A 19,850-nucleotide genomic window follows, 5' to 3' on the forward strand; every position below is an offset into this window, starting at 1 on the left:
TTTTATTCCAACCTTCCTCGTATTACTCGTCTTTTGGTGTGATCGGATGATCGGTTAAGAAGTTTGTGTTAAAATCACCTTGAACGAATACATCATGTTCCATAATTCTTGAATGGAACGGTATAGTCGTTTTAACTCCTTCTACTACAAATTCATCTAATGCACGTTTCATCCGCTGAATTGCTTCTTCTCTCGTTCTACCATGTGTAATAAGCTTAGCTACCATGGAATCGTAAAAAGGTGGAATGAAGTATTCAGGATAAACTGCTGAATCAACACGTACTCCTAAACCTCCTGGCGCTAAATACATGTCTACTTTACCAGGTTGAGGCATAAAGTTATTAAATGGATCTTCCGCATTAATTCGGCATTCAATTGACCAACCGTTTAATTCGATATCTTCTTGTTTATATGCCAGTTCTTCCCCGTTTGCAACGCGGATCATTTCTTTAATTAAATCAACTCCAGTAACCATTTCTGTTACGGGGTGCTCTACTTGAATACGAGTATTCATTTCCATGAAATAAAATTCGTTATTTTTGCGGTTAAAAATGTATTCAATCGTTCCAGCACCAACATAATTTACAGCTTTAGCAGCACGGACAGATGCTTCTCCCATCTCTTTTCTAAGCTCAGGTGTAATAGCTGGTGATGGTGTTTCTTCGACTAATTTTTGTAAACGGCGTTGGATAGAGCAGTCTCTCTCTCCTAAATGAATGACATTACCGTGTTCATCTGCCATAACTTGAATTTCAACATGGCGAAAATCTTCAATACATTTTTCTAAATAAACACCAGGATTACCAAATGATGTTTCCGCTTCTTTTTGTGTAATACGGAAACCGTTAATTAACTCTTCTTCATTTTGGGCGATACGAATACCTTTACCGCCTCCACCGGCTGTCGCTTTAATAATGACTGGATAACCAATTTCATTCGCTATTTTCACTGCCTCTTCTTCATTCGCTAAAATCCCATCAGAACCAGGAACAATTGGTACTCCTGCTTCTTTCATCGTTTGACGCGCCACATCTTTAATTCCCATTTTTTGAATCGCTTCAGGTGTTGGACCAACGAATTTCACATTACATTCGCGACATAATTCTGCAAAATCTACGTTTTCTGCTAAAAATCCATACCCAGGATGAATGGCATCCACACCAGTTGATTTTGCAACCGTTATAATATTAGTCATATTTAAATAACTTTCTGGCCCAGGTGCAGGTCCGATACAATAAGCTTCATCTGCGATTTGTACATGTAATGCCTCTTTATCTGCCTCAGAGTAAACTGCTACTGTTTGAATACCTAATTCTTTACATGCCCGAATAATTCTTACAGCAATTTCTCCTCTATTTGCGATTAATAATTTTTTAATCACGTTATATCGTCCCCTTACTTTTACTTAGTTTTTACCTTAAATAGTGGTTGTCCATATTCTACTAATTCTCCATCACCAACTAAAATTTCTACGATTTCACCAGTTGTTTCCGCTTCAATTTCGTTGAATAACTTCATTGCTTCTACAATACAAACAATTGTTTCATCATTAATTGTTGAGCCTACTTCTACATATGCATCGCTTTCAGGTGATGGCTTACGATAGAACGTTCCAACCATTGGGGAAACGATTTCAATAATAGAGTCATCATCTTCTGTTTGTGCAGGAACTGCTTGTTGTTTAGGGATTTCTTTTAAAACAACCTCTTCCTTCTTCTCTTCTACAACGGCTTGAGTTTGTACTGGTACTGCTTGTTGTACTACCTCTTCTACTTGATTTACGACCGATTGTTTTGTTTCTTTTTTAATTGTCATCGTTGATCCGTCATTCTCATACGTAAATTCACTAATAGACGATTGATCGATTAATCTAATTAATTCTCTTAATTCTTGTACCTTAAACATATGTATAACTCCCCTTTTTTCAAATAATTATCTCATTCGATATTCATTTTAACACAAATTTTCAAAATACACTTAATTTTAATTATATTGTTTAAATACATTGGTATTCGGTCATAAATGCACTATTTAAAATTAAATGTAAACATAATTTTACCATAGAAAAGTTGTTTTGAAAAAATATACATCATATTCACATTTTTTTCTTTTACACAAAAAACGAAATAATAGATAGCATGAAAATATCCATGCACCCATTATTTCGTTTCTAAAATATCTATTATCGTGTAAATATGAAATAAAGGCTAGTATGTTTGTAACATCCCCTTATATGTACCGTATTATTTCGTAACAAGTTCGTGTTTAACATCGATTTCTTTTTCACTAAATTCATCTTTTACCATTTGCATTACTTGTACAGCTTCTTGTTTTTCTAATGAATCAGATAATATATGCACATGAACTTTGTCATCGTCTGTTCGAACGAGAACATCTTTAAAACCTTCGTAATTCGTTTTGATCATTTCTTGTAAAATTTGTTCCTTTGTTGATAATGATTCTAATGTCGACATCTCATTCAATGCTTCGTTTATTTCGTTTGTCGTTGCATCATTTGAAGCGATAATTTCTTTTAAACGCTCCTTTTTTAAATTTCGTTCATCTTCTAACTCCATTCGAATCGTCGTATATAATTCATTCACACTGACCTCTTCAATATCTTCAATCGTTATATCCTCTTCCAAAAAGTCATCATTTACTTCTTGAAACGTCATGTTTTCTTTGTCTGAAACAATATAGTATACACTTAAAACAATCATTAAACTTAACATTGTCAATAACCAAACTGTTTGTCGTTTCATTTACTTACCCCTTTCATTTTTGTTGTACTGAAATTTTATATGTTGGAATATCTAACACTTTTGCAACAGCGTCAATTACTTCTTTTTGTTTATTAGCACTTTGTACTCCATTAGCGATGATTAAAACACCTCTTACTTCTGGCTTTTTTAATTGAGTTAATAATGGTACTTCTTTTTCTCCCTCCCTTATAAAGACAATTTTTGTTTCTTTAGACTCGTCCTCTACTTGGCGAGTCCCACCATTTGTATCTTGTTCTTCTGTTTGTTGTTTTTGTGTTAAATGATCTTTCTCATATATTTGTACATTAGTAGAATCGATATTAATCATCACTTCTGCATCTTGTATTCCATTCATTTTATTCAAAATATGTTGCAGTGATTGTTCATACTGTTCTTCTAGTACACGAATATGTTTGTCTTCTACATGAATTGTTTCTGTTTCTTTTTGTGTGTCTTGTTCCTGTACGTATACATCATTTGGTTCTTCTATTTTTTTGTTGTTATTTCCAATGAATAATACGAGCATCCCTATTAAGCCAATAAATAAAATATATTTGTTTTTTTTATCCTTTTCTATCCAACTTACAACATATTTGATCCACTTTATTCTAATCGCCTCCCCCACTGTATTTTAATTGGCACATCGTTCACTTCCCATATTTGTTGTAATTTTTTCACTAGTTGTTCGTCTTTTTCCGTTTGTGCAGAATAGGATGCATCGTCATTTACAATGATTTTATCAACGTGGATAAATTTTTCTTTTTCTTCATCCAGATACACAACCATTTCCTGTAAGGTCGTCTCCTCCAAGATAAAGTCAATGTCACGTATTACTTGTCCAGTTAATTGTCGATTTGCTTCTTCCATTAAAATTTCTTTTGACTCATTCCATATATATGCATCCCTTTCTGTTTCTAAACCATTCCAAGTAATATTTTCTTCTACATTTTCCGGTATAAGCATCTGTTCCATTTTATGCCATGATAAATCAAGTGATATATTCATTAAACTTACAACTGGTTGTAAAAATATAAGTAATAAAAAAAGTCCAAGTACGATTTCAACATATTTTCTAAATTGGTTTTCTGGTAGCAATATTTGAATGATCGTTCCTATAAAAATAAAAATTATTATTTGAGTAACCCAATCAACGATATACTGCATGGTCATCCCTACCTCAAAAATAGCGGAATATTGCTCAAAACAATCATAATGACGACGGAAATAAAAAACATAAAGGACACGATAAGCAAACATGTGAATAAAAACATCATATATTGACTTACAGTTTGTAACATGGCACTTACTTCTTTATTGCCTAAAGGTTGAATAAGGGCAGCAGCTAATTTATATAGAAATGCAATAATGACAATCTTAATTAAAGGAAATATTGCAATCAGTACAAGAATCACAACACCAGCAATTCCAACTCCGTTTTTTAATAATTGTGCTGCAAATAAAAATGTGTCGGTCGCCTCTGTAAAGGTCCGCCCAATAATCGGAATGATATTACTCGATAGAAATTTTGTCGTTTTTAAAAGCAAACCATCTTGTACTGTATGAACCGCTCCTTGTATGGATAAAACTGTAAGAAAAACAGTGAAAAACACACTAATTAATCCTATGCTTACATGTTTAAATAAATGTGCTAATTTTGTTGCTTGGAACCGTTCATTGAAATGGCTCACCATCGTTAAGAGTAGACCGATATATAAAAACGGAAGGACGAGCCTTGTCATTAATAAACCACTTATATGGGTTAAAAATATAATAGTCGGATGAAAAAATGCAGCTGTTAATAATTGTCCTGAAGTTGCTAATAAGGAGAGTAAAATTGGTAAAAGTGCTATCATGAAATTATTCATCATTAAAATCGTATCTTTTGTATACGTAAACACGTGATGAAAACTTTGAAGTGAAATATATAAAATTACGATATAAACTATGAAATTCGCTACTTTACTTACTGTTTCATGTAAAAATGCATGTTGAATTGCTTGTAAGAGTAAATGTAATATCGCAAGAAGCAATAGTTGCGAAAGGAGTGTAGATTGTATCCATATTTCATAAAACAAATAATGAAACAATCCTTTTGCCATGTTTTTGAGTGAAAAACTTCCATCTTGCATTATTAAATCTCTTATATCTTTATTCGTTAATTCAGTAAAATACGCTCCGTATTCTGTTTGGATTGTTTCCCAATATAGTTCAATATCTTCCAGTGGAATCGACTGTAGTAATTCTTTTTCAATTTGAATATCTTTCTCAGTTAAGCTCTCTTCCGCTACCACTTCAGATGGACTAATAAGAATCAATATAATAATAAGGAAGATGTAGTTTTTCATACATTTATTTCGATCCTTTCCACTCCCTTTAAAAAGGATATTCCGTTGGGATAAATTGTAAAATAATTTGAATGACTGCTTGAATAATCGGTATCGCTAAAATTAAAATGAATACTTTTCCTGCAAGTTCTATATTTGAACCAATCGACGATAACCCAGCATCACGCATCATATTTGCTGCAAACTCGGTTATATAAGCAATTCCAACAATTTTAAAGATTGTTTGAATATAAATGGAGTCAATTCGAACTAACTGTGCTAATGATTGTAACAATTGGATAATTTTCGTTATTTCTAACATGACGATAAACAAAACAAACATGCTTGTACAAAGAACGATCACAAAGGCAATAGATGCATTTACTTCTTTCACAATAATAAATAAAAAAGCTGCAACGATACAAATGAGTATAATTTGTATAATAGTCATGTTTTATTCCTTACATGAAAAAAATTGATTTCATTTGCTGAAATAATTGTGATAAATGATTTACAACAAAATATAAAACGATGATGAAACCAACAAGGGATACAAATTGAGCAATATCTTCTTTGCCCATCTGCTTTAGAATAGTATGGATTAACGCCGTTACAATCCCAATCCCAGCAATTTGAAATAATATGGTAGCGTCAACCAACATAAACATAACCCCTTTCTAGCTTCATTTACATTTAATACAACGCCATTACATAAGTAAAATGACGAGGAAAATACCGAGAAATATACCAAGTTTCGTATATAGTTTGCTATATTTTTTACGCTCTTCCATTGCTTGTTCTAAAATTTGTTCCAAATAAGTAATTGTTAATGTTATTTGTTCATGTTGTTTTATTAGGGCATAATCACCTAATGTGTGGCCAAATTGCTTTAAAACAATTATTTCATCCTTTTGTAGCGCACTTATTTGTAATAAATTATCTGTTTCTTTTTCCCAAATAACTGATAAATTTGTAATAATCGTTTCCATTTCATCAACCAATGACTGATAATACTGTTGTAATGGGTCAGCAAGCTTTTCGCTTATAATGGAAAAAGTTTCTTGTAACGGGCGTTGATTATGTACGATTTCCGCATCCATGATATGAAATGAAAAAATTAATTGTTTTAATTGCCTTTCTCTTTTTGTATACAACATGCTATAGTGATGACCGAACCATGAAGTACATAGTAAAATCATACATGCACCAAACCATTTCATCTTTTATGCACCTTGTAAAAGTCCAATTTTTCATTCTCTTTATGGAATGTCGTAAATGTAAAAGCACCATTTGCTTCTCGAGTTACATGAACAAATCGTTGAAACAACTGTTGTTCAAATAAACTTTTTAATTGTGGTCTTTCCATTAGTTCCTCGATATCATTACTATGTGCGGTACAGATAATCGTTACCCCAGTTCGAATCGCTTCTGAAATTGCCTGTACATCTTCTTTGCTTCCTATTTCATCTATAATTAATATTTGTGGTGACATGGAACGAATCATCATAAACATCCCAAATTGTTTTAAACAGTTATCCATTATATCTGTGCGTACCCCGATATCTAATTGCGGTATGCCGTTTTTACAAGCAGCTAATTCTGAACGTTCATCTACAATCGCAACTTTTTGGGGAATGATCTCACTATCACTTATTTGCTTTGCAAGGTCACGGAGTAAAGTCGTTTTACCAGTTTGTGGCGCTCCAAAAATGATTGTATGTTGCAACGTATTTCCTTCTCTAATATTTTTTAATAGTGGTTTGGAAATTCCTTTTATTTCTTGTGCAATCCGAATATTAAAAAATGTTGCCTCTTTAATCCGTTTTTCATCTGTTAACACCTCTCCGGAAAATCCGATACGGTGTCCTCCACTAATCGTTAAAAAGCCCTGTTTAAACGGCTCTTCCATTCGATAAATAGAATGATTTGTTAATTGTCTCAAAAAATACATTCGCTCTTGTTCGGTGAATGGATAGTCTTCTAATAATAGATAGTTTTGAAAAAAATTTAGTTCAATCGGCTTTTGAATGCGGAGGCGTATTTCTTCTAGTTGGTTTGATTGGTTGTACACCTTTTCTTCTAACATCTTTTTCACATTCGGTGAAAACAATTGGAAAATCTTTTCCATATGCAACACACCTTTTCCCTTCTTTCTTCACTATATGTTCATGTAAAAATAAATATGAAATAAAAAACAAAAAACTAGCAAATGATGATCATTTGCTAGTTTTTCCGTACAATATTAATTTTTACGCGATACATATTTACCGTCTGAAGTACTAATAGTTAACACATCGCCTTCATTAATAAATAATGGTACTTGGACAACTAAACCTGTTTCTAATTTAGCGGCTTTTGAACCACCACTTACTGTATCACCTTTAATTCCTGGCTCTGTTTCTGTCACCGTTAAATCAACATTATTTGGTATGTCAATTCCGATTACTTCTCCTTGATACATAATAATATCAACAAAAGAATTTTCAATAATATAGTTTAATTCATTTTCGATTTGAGATGCTTGTAATTCAATTTGTTCATATGTATTTGTATCCATGAATGCATGTACATCTCCTGATGCATATAAATATTGCATTTTGTTATGCTCAATATGAGCTCGTTTTACTTTCTCACCCGCACGGAATGTCTTCTCTTGTATGTTCCCATTACGTAAATTACGTAATTTAGAACGAACGAAAGCTGCTCCTTTTCCTGGCTTAACATGTTGGAACTCAATAACTTGCCAAATATTATCTTCATATTCAATAGTTGAACCTGTTTTAAAATCATTTACTGAAATCATTTTTGTAGCCTCCTTATCATCCATTATACAATAATTAATTCTTTTGGTGAATGTGTGATAATGCGATTCCCGTCTTCAGTAATCACAATATCATCTTCTATACGACATCCGCCTACGTCTGGTATATAAATTCCCGGTTCTACGGTTACAACCATATTCGGTCGTAATACGGTAGATGAACGTTGAGATAAACCAGGACCTTCATGAACTTCTAAGCCAATTCCATGTCCCGTTGAATGACCAAAGTATTGTCCATATCCTTTTTCTGTAATATAATATCGCGTAGTATCATCCGCTTCTTTCCCTGTCATTCCCGCTTTAATATTCGCTACTCCTAATTTTTGCGCCTCTAAAACGACATCATAGATTTCTTTTAGTTGATCATTGATATCACCAACTGCAATCGTTCTCGTAATATCTGAACAATACCCTTTATAATAAGCACCAAAATCTAATGTGACGAGTTCTCCTGTTTCAATCTTTTTCTGAGAAGCAACTCCATGAGGTAATGCAGAACGCCAACCAGAAGCAACGATTGTATCAAAACTGGAAGACGTCGCACCTTTACGACGCATGAAAAATTCCAATTCATTTGCTACATCGATTTCTAATATTCCTGGTTTTATAACCGTTAATATATGTTCAAATGCATCATCTGCAATTTTAGCAGCTTCTTCTAAAATATGTATTTCCTCTAAGGTTTTGATTTCACGTAATGAAGCAAAAAAACCATTCAATGGAACTAGTTTTGCGTTAATCTTCGCTTCATAAGTTTTATATTGATCATAAGTCATATCATCCGCTTCAAAACCGACATTTGCAACTCGGTGCATGCTTAATTGGGTTGCAATTTCATCTAATAATAACCCAGAATGCTCAATAACTGTAAATTCTTTCGCTTCCTCTGTAGCTTGTGTTGTATAACGAAAATCAGTTATAAATAATGCTTCCGTTTGCGTAATGATTGCCACACCAGCTGTACCAGTGAAGTTTGTCATATATCTTCTATTATAAGGACTTGTAACGAGTATAGCATCCAACTCTTGTTCTAATAATTTTCTCCTTACTTGTTCAAGTTTCACATTTTCACCTTCTTTTCTATAATTTCATCTGTACCTATTTAAGTCAAAAGAAAATCGTTGCATCATGAAATCAAAAGCAATCGATCATATAATCATGATACAACAGAAACATTTCCTTACCCTTATTTTCTTATTTTAGCATAAAGAAGAAGATTGTGTGAAATATTACGTAGAAGTTGACATTGAAACACTTTGATCATAATAAGAAATCGAATAGCCGACAAACAATCCATATAAAACACTTAAACAGAACATCGTTACAGTCATTTTCATTGGCAAATGCATAATATACAGTTTATCGACAAACAAGTATGGGAATAGTATATAGAAAATTGCCCACAAACCGATGCCGTAAACGACTCCTATTTGCCATTCTTTTCTTTTACGCCAAAACAAAAAATAAATTAACGACAATACGACGGAACATATACAATACACAATAAAAAGACAACTATAATATAATATTCGAATGAACCAATGGTCTTTTATAATGATTTGTTCTGTTATAGAAAATGGATGAAACGTTATAAAGTGAAAAGTATGGAAGAAAAGTAAAAAGAATAGTAAAAAAATCGTTGCGACACAGCCAACTAATATCGAATATAGAAACACATCATATGTAGATAACTTTTTTTGCATAAAAAAATCCTCCTTTTATTCATTAATATATCCATTTTTAAAAATTTCATCATAAAAAAAGGTATCTCTACTAGTGATATTCGGTTTTTTCTAGTAAAATAAAGATAAGGTTGGTGATCACTGTTGAATAAAAGAGAAACGAATTACGGTGGGCAAGCTTTAGTTGAAGGCGTTATGTTTGCCGGTAAAAACAGTTTCGTATCTGCTATACGAAGAAAAGACAATAGTATTGAATATTTTGAAGTAGAACGGGAAGAATCAAATATAGCAAAACAATTAAAGAAAATTCCATTCGTTCGTGGTATTGTTGCACTTGTTCAAGCAAGTGCCAACGGAATTAAACATTTAGATTTTGCCTCTGATCGTTACGATGTCGACCCAGAAGATGATGAAAAAATGTTAGAAGAAAAAGAAACATCAAAGCTCGTTATGATGCTAGGGATTGGAGTAGTTGGCGTACTATCTTTTATCGTCAGTAAACTAATCTTTACAGTAACACCTGCTATTGTAGCAAACTTCTTTACCGATCTTGTTCCAACAAAAACGGGGCAAGTATTATTAGAAGGTTTGTTTAAACTCATTTTATTACTTGGCTACATTTACATTATTTCACTTACACCACTAATAAAACGAGTGTTTCAATATCATGGTGCAGAACATAAAGTAATTAATTGTTATGAAAGCAATTTACCATTGACTGTAGAAAATGTACAAAGTCAATCAAGATTACATTATCGTTGTGGTTCAAGCTTCATGCTGTTTACAGTATTTGTCGGCATATTCGTCTATATGTTCGTAGCAACAGATCCATTATGGTGGAGAATTGTTAACCGTATCTTTTTAATTCCTGTCGTAATTGGATTATCTTTTGAAGTATTATATGTTACGAACAAACTTCGAAACATTCCAGTGTTACACGTATTAGGGTATCCTGGATTATGGCTACAATTATTAACAACCAAAGAACCTAATGATGATCAAGTAGAAGTTGCACTACACTCATTTAAAAGAGTGTTAGAAAATGACGACGTAAAAGAAGCGGAAGCAATTGTATTAGAAGAAAGTAATCAAGTTATGTAATATTAGCTTTGTAAAGGAGGTATATGTGAATGAAACGCAATAAGCCCCCTGTATTTTTACTTATGCTTGTCGGTTTAGCGGCTATCGGTTTAGGTGCATCCTTAGTGAGGAACCCTGGAAAATTTTTCATTCAAATCGTCATCATGATTGTGATAGCATATGTCCTTTTTAAAGTGCTATCATATTTTCTACAAAGACGAACTGGTGAAACATCTGATGAAATGAAAAAATACCGAAAAGCAGCAAAACAATCGAATGAACGTTTCGGGAAAAAACAATCAAAAAGTATGGCAGAAAAGTTTGTTCCAAGACAATACAACAAACAAGAGCTCGATAAACAAAAAAAGAAACGTAAACGTCGTAGAAATGCGCCACACTTAACTGTGATTGAAGGTAAAAAATCAATAAAAGATAACAAAAATGACCAAGCATCTAATTAATGCTTGGTCATTTTTTTTCTAACTCATTTTCTTGTTGTTTACTATCTTTATTAATTTGTTGTAACCGTACAATTCTAGACGAATCTTCTTCAAAAAATTGTACTAAATCCGCAATCCTGTCAATTGCATTCCAACTTAAATGATGCTCAATTCCTTCGACATCTTCGTAAATTTTATCCTCATCTACACCGATAATTTCTAAAAAATCTTCTAATAGTTCGTGTCGGAATACGAGTCGTTTTCCAATTTTGTTTCCTTTTTCCGTTAAAATAAATCCTCGATATTTCTCATAATGGACATACTTGTCCTTATCTAATTTTTGAATCATTTTTGTAACAGAAGATGGATGTACGAGTAATGCTTCTGCAATATCTGTTACCCGTGCATAGCCTTTTGTATCAATTAAATTATAAATTTGTTCAATATAATCTTCCATACTTGGAGTTGGTGTTGGCAAATGATTTCCTCTTTTCTATTTTTAGTAAGGGCAACATTTTTTCTATTATTACTATACCGTAAATATGCCTAACTGACAAGTATTGATATATAAGGCTATTGATTAGCAACTTAGAGAAAAAAAGTGTTTCTTTATATGTGAAATTCTGTAACCTCTTCAATCGTATCAATAAATTTCTTTAATGCTGGTGTATGATGATCTGTTTGACGATAAATAAAAACCGTCGTAATATGACTATACTTTTCCGGTAATTCATAGCAATGAATTAAATGTTGTTTTACATATTCCTCCACGGCCGCATAAGGAACATAAGCAACACCTAATCCAGATATAACGGATCCTAATGTTGTTTCTAATGTCCCTAGTTCCATCACTTTTTTCGGGATTATTTGCTGATCATGCAACCATTCGTTTAATTTTTGTCGATACCCACAACCATCACTAAAACGTAAAATTGGTTTTTCTATAATATCTTCCATAGACATATCGGTATTATTTGAAATGAGCACTAGTTTTTCATGAAAAACTTCCATTTGATGTAAATTTGGGTCATTTGTAATCTCACTTTTCGTTACAAAAGCACCGTCTAACTCATAATTCATAACTTTCTCCTTTAATTCAGCTGTTACACCTGTAGATAATGTTAAATCTACAAGATCATATTTATCTAGATAGCGTGACAAAATATATGGTAATTTAATCACCGTTTCAACAGATGCAATATCTAATTTCCCTGTCGGATTTTCACTGTCGGATGAAATCATCTTCATTTCTTCTACTAAAGATAGAATCTTTTTTGCATATGGTAACATCGCGTGCCCTTCATTTGTTAACGTAATGCCTTTTTGATGCCGATGAAATAATATTGTATTCAAAGATTGTTCGAGTTTTTTAATGCGGGAAGTTACATTTGATTGGACATAATTTAATTGTTTTGCTGCCTGATTAATACTTCCACAGTTTGCAACCGTATGAAATATTTGTAAATCTTTCATGTTCATTCCATTCACCTACTATCACTTTTTAAGATACTTGTTATCTCTTATAATCATTTTACATGATAGTCGTTTTATTGTTAAATAATAAGTAAGTACTAATACATATACATATTATTTTTGATTGGGGATATCAAAATGAGAAACAGTATTTTAATCGGGGCAATACTTTGTGCTATCGCAAGTATGTCATGGGGTGCTATGTTCCCAGTTGCAGATCACGCCTTCCAATACATTGACCCGTTTTATTTTACGATCATTCGCTATTTACCTGTAACTGTTCTTTTAGTTGTTTTCCTTTATTTTATTGAAGGAAAACAAGCGTTTAAACTAGAAGGTCATGGGTTTATGATTTGGTTTTTCGGAGCAATGGGTTTTACAATTTATAATTTATTCATTTTCTGGGGTCAAAATTTATTAGGCGATGCCGGTGTTGTATTAGCTTCTATTATGGAAGCATTAGCGCCAATTATATCGATTTTAATTGTGTGGATTTTAACGAAAAAACGTCCTTACACTTTTACAATTTTAACTGTATTCGGTGCATTTATTGGCGTATTATTAGTCGTAACAAACGGTAACTTTCAATCATTATTCGGTCCCGGACGATTAATTCCATTGATCATTTTATTTTCAGCTGCTGCTGGTTGGGCTTTATATACATTTGGTGGTAGTCAATTCCCAAAATGGTCTGTACTAAGATACTCTACTTTAACTTGTTTATATGGAACATTAACAGCTACAGTTGTTGTCATTTTCAGTAGTGTTTTTGGATATGTAGAAGTTCCAACATTACAAGAAATATATACCGTCCGATACAATATGTTGTTTATGATAACTTTACCTGGAATTTTTGCGTTACTATTTTGGAATAAAGGAGTTGTCATGTTAAAACCAATCAATGCTATTTTATTCATTAACTTAGCACCGGTAACAACTATAGTGATTCGTTTGATTCAAGGACATACAATAACAGGATATGAATGGGCAGGAGCTGCCATTGTTTGTTCGATGATCATTTTAAATAACTTATATCAACGTATGCTGCAAAAACGAGAGGCACATCTTCTTAAAAAACGCAAAAATCAATTAGTTTCACAATAAACTACAGTAAAACTTGAATAGTACTGAGCTTAAATAGATAAAGGAGTTTCAATAAATTATAATTGGGACTCCTTTTGTTTTGCCCACCTTTATTGCGCCTTTCATTGCAACGAATTCAACATAAATAACGGTCATATTTATCTTTTTATGATAAACATGACCGTTCTTCATGAATAATATTAGTCTCTATCTCTTTGAAGACGAATTTATTATAATCCACATTTTAGTTGTGCACCACAACTTGTACACGTATTACATCCTCCAATTTCAGCAACATGCCCTTTACGACATACAGGACAACGATCGCCGACTTCAGAGCCGATGTTTACAGTCGTTTTATCTAACTCTTGTATAGTTTCCATTAAAACTACTTTCGGTTTAACAACATCAAATTCTTCATTAGTTTCTTCCACTTCATCAAATGTAGACTCTTCTGCTTTTAATGTTAGTACTTGTGAATCACGGCTTCCATCCACATAAACAGTACCACCTTTTGCGCCACCTTTGTATAAGCGTTGATAAACTTGTTCAACTTGCGACACAGTATATCCTCTCGGTGCATTAACTGTTTTTGAAATAGAACTATCAATCCATTTTTGAATGACACATTGTGTATCTGCATGTTCCTCTGGACTTAATTCCATTGCAGAAATAAACCAATCAGGTAAGTTATTTTCATCAGCATCAGGATGACGTTCTAAATACTCTTGTACAATATCAGCTTTCACTTCAATAAACTTTCCTAAACGACCGCTTCGGTAATATGAAAAGGAGAAATATGGTTCTAAACCAGTACTCACCCCTACCATCGTTCCCGTTGACCCTGTTGGAGCGACCGTTAATAAATGAGAGTTACGAATTCCATACGTTACAATATCCTGACGAATATCTTCAGGCATTTGCTTCATGAATCCTGTTTGAATAAATGCTTCACGAAGTTGTTTTGTTTCTTCTTCCGTTTTTCCAATTAAAAATGGGAAGCTCCCCTTTTCTTTCGCAAGTTCTACAGATTCACGATAAGCTGTGACAGCAATCGTTTTAAAAATTTCGTCTACTAATCGATTTCCTTCCTCAGATCCATAGCGTGTTTCACAGTAAATTAATAAGTCATGTAATCCCATTACACCTAATCCGATACGTCGCTCGCCAAGTGCTTGTGTTTTATTTTCTTCTAAGAAATATGGAGTTGCATCGATAACATTATCTTGCATTCGCACACCGACACGAACCGTCTCTTTTAATTTTTCCATATCCACTTGTTTCGTTGTTTTATTTGCCATTTCAGCTAAGTTAATTGCAGCTAAGTTACATACAGAGTACGGAGCAAGTGGTTGTTCCCCACATGGATTTGTTGCAACAACTTGTTGTCCATAACTTTTCGCATTTGTCATATCGTTTGCATTATCGATAAAGAAAATGCCTGGTTCTGCTGAATATGTTGCACAAATATTAATTAAATCCCATAATTCTTTTGCTTTTACTTTACGGTATGTACGAATACGAAAACCTTTGTCTTTCCATTGACGTACATCCCCAATTTTATGCCATTCTTCATTATACTGTTTCATTTCTTCTTGCGTGTAGTTCTCTACATCTGGAAAACGTAAGGCGTATTCTCCATCTGTTTCAACGGCTTCCATGAATTCTTTCGTTAAACAAACAGAAATATTTGCACCCGTTAAAAATTCTGATTGATGGACATCGTATGTACCACCAGTTCTTAATTTTTCATCCGCTTCTTTAATTGCTTCTTTTGTAAATCCACCTAAACCAGGCATGTTTTTATAATTAACAATTCCTTGATATAAATCTTTTTCTGTTTCTGTTAAAGGTGTAAATTTTAATTTTTCATTTGCTAATTGTTTAATTTGCTCATCTGTCGTATTTTCAATTAAATAACGTAAAATACGTGGATTTTGCATTTTTGAAATAATAAATTCAATAATGTCAGGATGCCAGTCCGCAAGCATGATCATTTGGGCTCCACGACGTGAACCACCTTGTTCAACTAAATGTGTTAACTTAGCAATATCATCTAACCAAGAAACAGATCCAGAAGATTTACCATTTACACCGCGTGCTAGCGTGTTACGTGGACGTAATGTCGAACCATTTGTTCCGACTCCACCACCACGTGACATAATTTCCATTACTTGTTTACGATGATCTGAAATGCCTTCTCTTGAATCTTGAATATAAGGCATTACATAACAATTAAAATAAGTGACATCTGTTTCTGATCCTGCCCCATATAACACTCTACCCGCAGGAACGAAACGCAATGTTTCTAATTGCTCTTTAAACATCTCATAAGATGCTTGTCTTTTTTCATCCGATGTTTCAACTAAGGATAAACCTTTCGCATTTCGTGCTGCAATTTGCTCATAAAAAATTTCTAAAGGTTTATCAATCGTGTCTAAATCACGTTTAATCATACCTGTTTCGACTTCTTGCTCATCATCTAATACGGCAACAAACTCTTCCGCTACCTTAATTTCAGCCTTGTTTTCTTCCCAATTAATCGATTCTACAAATCCATAACCACGTGCTGGGAATTTTGGATCTGGTTTTACGGTTAAAACGACAAAATCCCCTTTTTTCAATGTTTTCTTCTCCGTATCTTTAAATGCATAGCGGTCTAACATTACTAGTCTAGAAACACCTTCATGCATAATATTCATATCGTCCGTTATTGGTTCAACTTGCTTAAATTGTTTAATATCCTCGTTTAAAGACGCAATGTTAATTTTTTCTTTTATTGATAAATTTGTTGCCACTGTTGATCGCTCCCTACATACGAATTTCTCATTGCTTTTGTAATTTTCTTCTATTTCTAATGTACACAAAAAATAAGAATAAATCAATATGTTGTGTTCGAAAAGGTTATAAAGTTCTATATATTGAAAAAACTGATAATTCTATGTTTGAAATAAATTTTTATACAAAAGCCGACAATACAGTATTCTACCTGTTTCATAGAAAAAAATCTACTGATTATTTGTAAAAAGATGTATCAATTCATATAATGTATATAGTATATGTGGCAACCTTATTTACTATATTTTATATTGGAGGATTATTACATGCTTTGGGGTTTACTTATTGTTTTACTTTTAATCATTCTTTATGCCTTGTTTAATTATTTTCGTCAAAGAAAATATTTAACCGTTTTAACACAGGAACAATTTATAGAAGGATATCGTAAGGCACAGCTTGTTGATGTTCGAGAACAGAATGAATTCGATAACGGGCATATTCGTGGTGCTAGAAATATTCCTTTAACAACGTTTAAACAGAGTATTAATGCATTACGCCCTGACAAGCCTGTTTATTTATATTGTCAAAACACAACTCGTTCAACTAGAGCCGCAGCTATTTTAAAAAAGCATCACTTTACAGACATCTATATGTTGCAAGGTGGCTTTAAAAAATGGACTGGTAAAATTGACCATAAAAAATAAACGAAAAACATATGTAGGATGACAAAAATCCTACATATGTTTTTTTGTATATTTTATACATTTTGAACCATCCTAACAATAATGGAGGTTATATTTTATATGGAAATTAAAGTACATAAAGATCATAGCTGGAGACAATGGTACAAGGAAAACGAGCATCATCCATCAAATAGTAATTGGGACTTATTCTCCCTCTATTATAAAATGCAACAAAAACGTATACATAAAACGATGGATCAATTAGAAAGTATAAATTATATTAAAAATGTTACGATGTTACCTCATCAGAAGGAAGTATGTGACAAGGTACTCTTTTCGATGAACGGACGAGCTATTTTGGCCGACGAAGTAGGTTTAGGTAAAACAATTGAAGCTTGCTTTATTATGAAAGAACTGCTAGTTCGTAAAATGGCAAAAAAAATATTGATTATCGTTCCAGCCTCTCTTATTTATCAATGGGAAAAGGAATTACGGTTAAAGTTTTTTATTTATCCAACTGTTTATAAAAAAATTAATTCTTCCGATTTAGACGACATCGTTCTATGTTCCTATGAACAAGTAAAAAGGAATCGAAAAGTATTTGAGCAACACTGTTTTGATTTGCTCATCATTGATGAAGCGCATAAAGTAGTAAATCCAAAAACGATAAATTATCAAATGGTACAACAAATAAACAAGAAATATTGTTTATTATTAACTGCTACCCCAATGAAAAATACACTCGATGATATTTATTATTTAATCCAAATCGTACAACCGACATTATTTGCAGACATCCATTCATTTCGACAATTATATAAATCCAGTCAGTCCGTATTTAGAGAAAGGTTAAGTCGTGTACTCATTCGTAATCAACGACAGGACCATATAGATTTTATCCCTGGAAGAAATATAGAAACTAAATTTATTTATTTTACAGAGGAGGAACAAGTTGTATACGATCAACTAAAAAAGAAAATGATCCAATCCAGGACACCTCATTGGGTTTATCTAAAACAATTCTGTTCTTCTAGGGAAGCATGTTATCTTTCCCTACAAAAAAACGAACCATCTGAAAAACAATTATTATCTGATATTGCAAGTCTCCCCCATCATATAAAAGCAAAAGTATTGATAGATCTGTTCCAATCGATAAAAGATGAAAAAGTTGTTATTTTTACCCAATATAAACCGAGTCAATATTATATACAGTGGTATTTACAGCAACACGGGATAAACAGTGTTGCCTTTTCAGGAGACTTATCACAATCAAATAAACAGTGGATTGTGGAACAGTTTAAAAATGATAAACAAGTACTAGTAGCAACAGACGCATGTAGTGAAGGTATCAATTTACATTTCGCCCATATATTAATTAATTATGATTTACCTTGGAATCCAATGCGTTTAGAACAACGGATTGGGAGGATTCATCGTTTTGGCCAAAAAAATGATGTTCGCATGATCCATCTCGTACTTGAACATACGATTGAAGCTCATATTTTACGTGTCATTTATAAAAAAATAAATGTCTTTCAAGAATCAATTGGTGGTATGGATAAACTATTAGAACAAAAAATGAATGAATATATGGTTGATTCATAAACATAAAGTACATATGGAAAGGCCGTGAAAAAGATGTCCACTCTATCTTTTCTACAAACGTTTTATAAAAACTTTTTTCGCATAACGAATTGTGATATTGTGTCCGAGGAAAATAACTCCATAACAGTGCAATTAACGAAAGAAATAGACAAAGCAATCATGCACCGTCCATTTTATTGGACATATATGGAAACGATGCAACAAGAAGGAATTCCCCAAAAAGTGTCCTTTACAACAAATGACAAAACGGTAAATAATTATACACTCCAGTACGACACTCCACTATACAATCGTACAATGTCATGGTTACAGAAGAGTACAGTTTATGGTGTTTATTATGAATCGATTTATACGAATACGGAGACGATGTTATATCCATGGTTATTATTAAATGTAAAAATTTGTTATGAAGGTAAAATACATACAGAGGAAATCATTTCTATGGGGCTACAGTTAATTCACGGAATTATCGAGTTTCAAATGATGGAAAAACTGGAGGAAAAATCGTTACAAGAAAAAATGAATGATTATTGTTACACCATTGCGCCAATAATTTCCGTTTTAAATGGATACAAACGAATGGACGAAGCAATTAATCAACACTTAGAATCAAAATCATATGAATGGGCAATGACAAGTTATCGTGAGATGAAATTAGAAGAAACAATGTATGAAAAACATGATACGAACATGCATAAAAATGAAAAGTCGGCTATGTACAAAAGGCTACAACCAAAAATTCATGTAGAAGTATTACAAGGTGCGCTCATTTATATAAGGAATAACCAATTTCGTACTACATGAAAAACACCCCTGCATATAGCAGAGGTGTTTTTCTGTTTATTAACCGAAGCTTGGAATCATAATAAATTCTGTATACCAAGTAAATCCGATCATAAACACTGTTAAGTACGCACCGAACAAATATAAGTACATTCGTTCTGAAAGCTTTAAATAACTTAGTGTTAGGAAAAAAGCCGTTTGTACTAGGAATAATACAGCAGTATTATACATTTCTCCAACGAAGAACATTACCATGAAAACCCCTGTCCAAAAGGCAAGCACTCGAAACATTCGATCCATGCTTTTTCCCCTCCTTTAACGTAACCTAATACAAAT

23 protein-coding genes are annotated in these 19,850 nt (G+C 32.8%); 6 read left to right on the forward strand and 17 right to left on the reverse strand.

The annotated features are described in order from the left end of the window. Positions 1-22 precede the first annotated feature (22 nt). The 13 genes from accC to SPD45_RS06955 all read right to left on the reverse strand — a co-directional run bounded on the left by accC (position 23) and on the right by SPD45_RS06955 (position 9,610). Positions 23-1,381 (reverse strand): acetyl-CoA carboxylase biotin carboxylase subunit, encoded by a 1,359-nt coding sequence (gene accC / locus SPD45_RS06895; protein WP_336267005.1) that lies wholly within the window; start codon positions 1,379-1,381, stop codon positions 23-25. A 20-nt stretch (positions 1,382-1,401) separates the two neighbouring features. Further along, complete coding sequence (gene accB, locus SPD45_RS06900; protein WP_336267006.1) at positions 1,402-1,905, reverse strand: acetyl-CoA carboxylase biotin carboxyl carrier protein; 504 nt, start codon at positions 1,903-1,905, stop codon at positions 1,402-1,404. A gap of 338 nt (positions 1,906-2,243) precedes the next feature. Next, a complete protein-coding gene (locus tag SPD45_RS06905; protein ID WP_336267007.1) occupies positions 2,244-2,762 on the reverse strand; it encodes a SpoIIIAH-like family protein in 519 nt (172 codons plus the stop codon). A 13-nt stretch (positions 2,763-2,775) separates the two neighbouring features. Beyond that, positions 2,776-3,387: a stage III sporulation protein AG gene (gene spoIIIAG, locus SPD45_RS06910; RefSeq protein ID WP_336267008.1), complete on the reverse strand. Its 612-nt coding sequence runs from the start codon at positions 3,385-3,387 to the stop codon at positions 2,776-2,778. Further along, positions 3,366-3,932 (reverse strand): stage III sporulation protein AF, encoded by a 567-nt coding sequence (gene spoIIIAF, locus SPD45_RS06915; protein WP_336267009.1) that lies wholly within the window; start codon positions 3,930-3,932, stop codon positions 3,366-3,368. Before spoIIIAF ends, spoIIIAG begins: the two co-directional genes overlap by 22 nt. A 2-nt stretch (positions 3,933-3,934) precedes the next feature. Then, positions 3,935-5,107, reverse strand: a complete 1,173-nt coding sequence (spoIIIAE, locus tag SPD45_RS06920) for a stage III sporulation protein AE (protein WP_336267010.1) — start codon at positions 5,105-5,107, stop codon at positions 3,935-3,937. A gap of 28 nt (positions 5,108-5,135) precedes the next feature. Beyond that, positions 5,136-5,537 carry a stage III sporulation protein AD gene (spoIIIAD, locus tag SPD45_RS06925; RefSeq protein ID WP_336267011.1) on the reverse strand — a complete coding sequence of 134 codons (402 nt, stop codon included), beginning with the start codon at positions 5,535-5,537 and terminating at the stop codon, positions 5,136-5,138. A 10-nt stretch (positions 5,538-5,547) separates the two neighbouring features. Beyond that, a complete protein-coding gene (spoIIIAC, locus tag SPD45_RS06930; protein ID WP_336267012.1) occupies positions 5,548-5,748 on the reverse strand; it encodes a stage III sporulation protein AC in 201 nt (66 codons plus the stop codon). 45 nt (positions 5,749-5,793) lie between these two features. Further along, positions 5,794-6,306, reverse strand: coding sequence for a stage III sporulation protein AB (locus SPD45_RS06935; protein ID WP_336267013.1), 513 nt, complete (start codon positions 6,304-6,306; stop codon positions 5,794-5,796). Next, on the reverse strand, positions 6,303-7,214 hold the full coding sequence (spoIIIAA, locus tag SPD45_RS06940) for a stage III sporulation protein AA (RefSeq protein WP_336267014.1): 912 nt from the start codon (positions 7,212-7,214) through the stop codon (positions 6,303-6,305). Before spoIIIAA ends, SPD45_RS06935 begins: the two co-directional genes overlap by 4 nt. Positions 7,215-7,328: 114 nt before the next feature. Further along, positions 7,329-7,889, reverse strand: coding sequence for an elongation factor P (efp, locus tag SPD45_RS06945; protein ID WP_336267015.1), 561 nt, complete (start codon positions 7,887-7,889; stop codon positions 7,329-7,331). Between the two features lie 23 nt (positions 7,890-7,912). Next, the gene (locus SPD45_RS06950; protein WP_336267016.1) at positions 7,913-8,971 is read right to left on the reverse strand and encodes a M24 family metallopeptidase; all 1,059 of its coding nucleotides are present in this window, start codon (positions 8,969-8,971) and stop codon (positions 7,913-7,915) included. 165 nt (positions 8,972-9,136) lie between these two features. Beyond that, the gene (locus SPD45_RS06955) at positions 9,137-9,610 is read right to left on the reverse strand and encodes a YqhR family membrane protein (protein WP_336267017.1); all 474 of its coding nucleotides are present in this window, start codon (positions 9,608-9,610) and stop codon (positions 9,137-9,139) included. 120 nt (positions 9,611-9,730) lie between these two features. Here SPD45_RS06955 and SPD45_RS06960 point away from each other — a divergent pair, with 120 nt between their 5' ends. Next, complete coding sequence (locus SPD45_RS06960) at positions 9,731-10,690, forward strand: DUF1385 domain-containing protein (RefSeq protein WP_442962000.1); 960 nt, start codon at positions 9,731-9,733, stop codon at positions 10,688-10,690. Positions 10,691-10,719: 29 nt separating this feature from the next. Next, positions 10,720-11,130, forward strand: coding sequence for an SA1362 family protein (locus SPD45_RS06965; RefSeq protein WP_336267018.1), 411 nt, complete (start codon positions 10,720-10,722; stop codon positions 11,128-11,130). A gap of 7 nt (positions 11,131-11,137) precedes the next feature. Here SPD45_RS06965 and mntR read toward each other — a convergent pair whose 3' ends face one another. Together mntR and SPD45_RS06975 are read right to left on the reverse strand one after the other, a co-directional pair. Further along, positions 11,138-11,566, reverse strand: coding sequence for a transcriptional regulator MntR (mntR, locus tag SPD45_RS06970; protein WP_336267050.1), 429 nt, complete (start codon positions 11,564-11,566; stop codon positions 11,138-11,140). 152 nt (positions 11,567-11,718) lie between these two features. Beyond that, positions 11,719-12,588: a LysR family transcriptional regulator gene (locus tag SPD45_RS06975; RefSeq protein WP_336267019.1), complete on the reverse strand. Its 870-nt coding sequence runs from the start codon at positions 12,586-12,588 to the stop codon at positions 11,719-11,721. A 132-nt stretch (positions 12,589-12,720) separates the two neighbouring features. Here SPD45_RS06975 and SPD45_RS06980 point away from each other — a divergent pair, with 132 nt between their 5' ends. Beyond that, positions 12,721-13,686 carry a DMT family transporter gene (locus SPD45_RS06980; RefSeq protein ID WP_336267020.1) on the forward strand — a complete coding sequence of 322 codons (966 nt, stop codon included), beginning with the start codon at positions 12,721-12,723 and terminating at the stop codon, positions 13,684-13,686. A 209-nt stretch (positions 13,687-13,895) separates the two neighbouring features. Here the strand turns inward: SPD45_RS06980 and SPD45_RS06985 are convergent, their stop codons facing one another. Further along, positions 13,896-16,463, reverse strand: a complete 2,568-nt coding sequence (locus SPD45_RS06985; protein WP_336267021.1) for a vitamin B12-dependent ribonucleotide reductase — start codon at positions 16,461-16,463, stop codon at positions 13,896-13,898. 306 nt (positions 16,464-16,769) lie between these two features. On the opposite strand from SPD45_RS06985, the gene SPD45_RS06990 reads away from it, so the two are divergent. The 3 genes from SPD45_RS06990 to SPD45_RS07000 all read left to right on the forward strand — a co-directional run bounded on the left by SPD45_RS06990 (position 16,770) and on the right by SPD45_RS07000 (position 19,535). Continuing rightward, complete coding sequence (locus SPD45_RS06990; RefSeq protein ID WP_336267022.1) at positions 16,770-17,147, forward strand: rhodanese-like domain-containing protein; 378 nt, start codon at positions 16,770-16,772, stop codon at positions 17,145-17,147. A 99-nt stretch (positions 17,148-17,246) separates the two neighbouring features. Continuing rightward, positions 17,247-18,731 carry a DEAD/DEAH box helicase gene (locus SPD45_RS06995; protein ID WP_336267023.1) on the forward strand — a complete coding sequence of 495 codons (1,485 nt, stop codon included), beginning with the start codon at positions 17,247-17,249 and terminating at the stop codon, positions 18,729-18,731. 33 nt (positions 18,732-18,764) lie between these two features. After that, positions 18,765-19,535 (forward strand): YqhG family protein, encoded by a 771-nt coding sequence (locus SPD45_RS07000; RefSeq protein ID WP_336267024.1) that lies wholly within the window; start codon positions 18,765-18,767, stop codon positions 19,533-19,535. A gap of 39 nt (positions 19,536-19,574) precedes the next feature. Here SPD45_RS07000 and SPD45_RS07005 read toward each other — a convergent pair whose 3' ends face one another. After that, positions 19,575-19,814 carry a DUF2626 domain-containing protein gene (locus tag SPD45_RS07005; protein ID WP_336267025.1) on the reverse strand — a complete coding sequence of 80 codons (240 nt, stop codon included), beginning with the start codon at positions 19,812-19,814 and terminating at the stop codon, positions 19,575-19,577. Positions 19,815-19,850: the final 36 nt, after the last annotated feature.

Origin of the sequence: Pseudogracilibacillus sp. SO10305, from assembly GCF_037072005.1 — a bacterium.
In the GTDB taxonomy this organism is placed as follows: Bacteria; Bacillota; Bacilli; order Bacillales; family Amphibacillaceae; genus Pseudogracilibacillus; species Pseudogracilibacillus intestinigallinarum.

Excerpts from the sequence above, each read along its gene's own strand:
- accB (WP_336267006.1), bottom strand. The coding sequence starts at position 1,905 with ATGTTTAAGGTACAAGAATTAAGAGAATTAATTAGATTAATCGATCAA.
- SPD45_RS06905 (WP_336267007.1), bottom strand. The coding sequence starts at position 2,762 with ATGAAACGACAAACAGTTTGGTTATTGACAATGTTAAGTTTAATGATT.
- spoIIIAF (WP_336267009.1), bottom strand. The coding sequence starts at position 3,932 with ATGACCATGCAGTATATCGTTGATTGGGTTACTCAAATAATAATTTTT.
- spoIIIAE (WP_336267010.1), bottom strand. The coding sequence starts at position 5,107 with ATGAAAAACTACATCTTCCTTATTATTATATTGATTCTTATTAGTCCA.
- spoIIIAD (WP_336267011.1), bottom strand. The coding sequence starts at position 5,537 with ATGACTATTATACAAATTATACTCATTTGTATCGTTGCAGCTTTTTTA.
- spoIIIAC (WP_336267012.1), bottom strand. The coding sequence starts at position 5,748 with ATGTTGGTTGACGCTACCATATTATTTCAAATTGCTGGGATTGGGATT.
- SPD45_RS06935 (WP_336267013.1), bottom strand. The coding sequence starts at position 6,306 with ATGAAATGGTTTGGTGCATGTATGATTTTACTATGTACTTCATGGTTC.
- spoIIIAA (WP_336267014.1), bottom strand. The coding sequence starts at position 7,214 with ATGGAAAAGATTTTCCAATTGTTTTCACCGAATGTGAAAAAGATGTTA.
- efp (WP_336267015.1), bottom strand. The coding sequence starts at position 7,889 with ATGATTTCAGTAAATGATTTTAAAACAGGTTCAACTATTGAATATGAA.
- SPD45_RS06955 (WP_336267017.1), bottom strand. The coding sequence starts at position 9,610 with ATGCAAAAAAAGTTATCTACATATGATGTGTTTCTATATTCGATATTA.
- SPD45_RS06965 (WP_336267018.1), top strand. The coding sequence starts at position 10,720 with ATGAAACGCAATAAGCCCCCTGTATTTTTACTTATGCTTGTCGGTTTA.
- mntR (WP_336267050.1), bottom strand. The coding sequence starts at position 11,566 with ATGGAAGATTATATTGAACAAATTTATAATTTAATTGATACAAAAGGC.
- SPD45_RS06975 (WP_336267019.1), bottom strand. The coding sequence starts at position 12,588 with ATGAACATGAAAGATTTACAAATATTTCATACGGTTGCAAACTGTGGA.
- SPD45_RS06980 (WP_336267020.1), top strand. The coding sequence starts at position 12,721 with ATGAGAAACAGTATTTTAATCGGGGCAATACTTTGTGCTATCGCAAGT.
- SPD45_RS06990 (WP_336267022.1), top strand. The coding sequence starts at position 16,770 with ATGCTTTGGGGTTTACTTATTGTTTTACTTTTAATCATTCTTTATGCC.
- SPD45_RS06995 (WP_336267023.1), top strand. The coding sequence starts at position 17,247 with ATGGAAATTAAAGTACATAAAGATCATAGCTGGAGACAATGGTACAAG.
- SPD45_RS07000 (WP_336267024.1), top strand. The coding sequence starts at position 18,765 with ATGTCCACTCTATCTTTTCTACAAACGTTTTATAAAAACTTTTTTCGC.
- SPD45_RS07005 (WP_336267025.1), bottom strand. The coding sequence starts at position 19,814 with ATGGATCGAATGTTTCGAGTGCTTGCCTTTTGGACAGGGGTTTTCATG.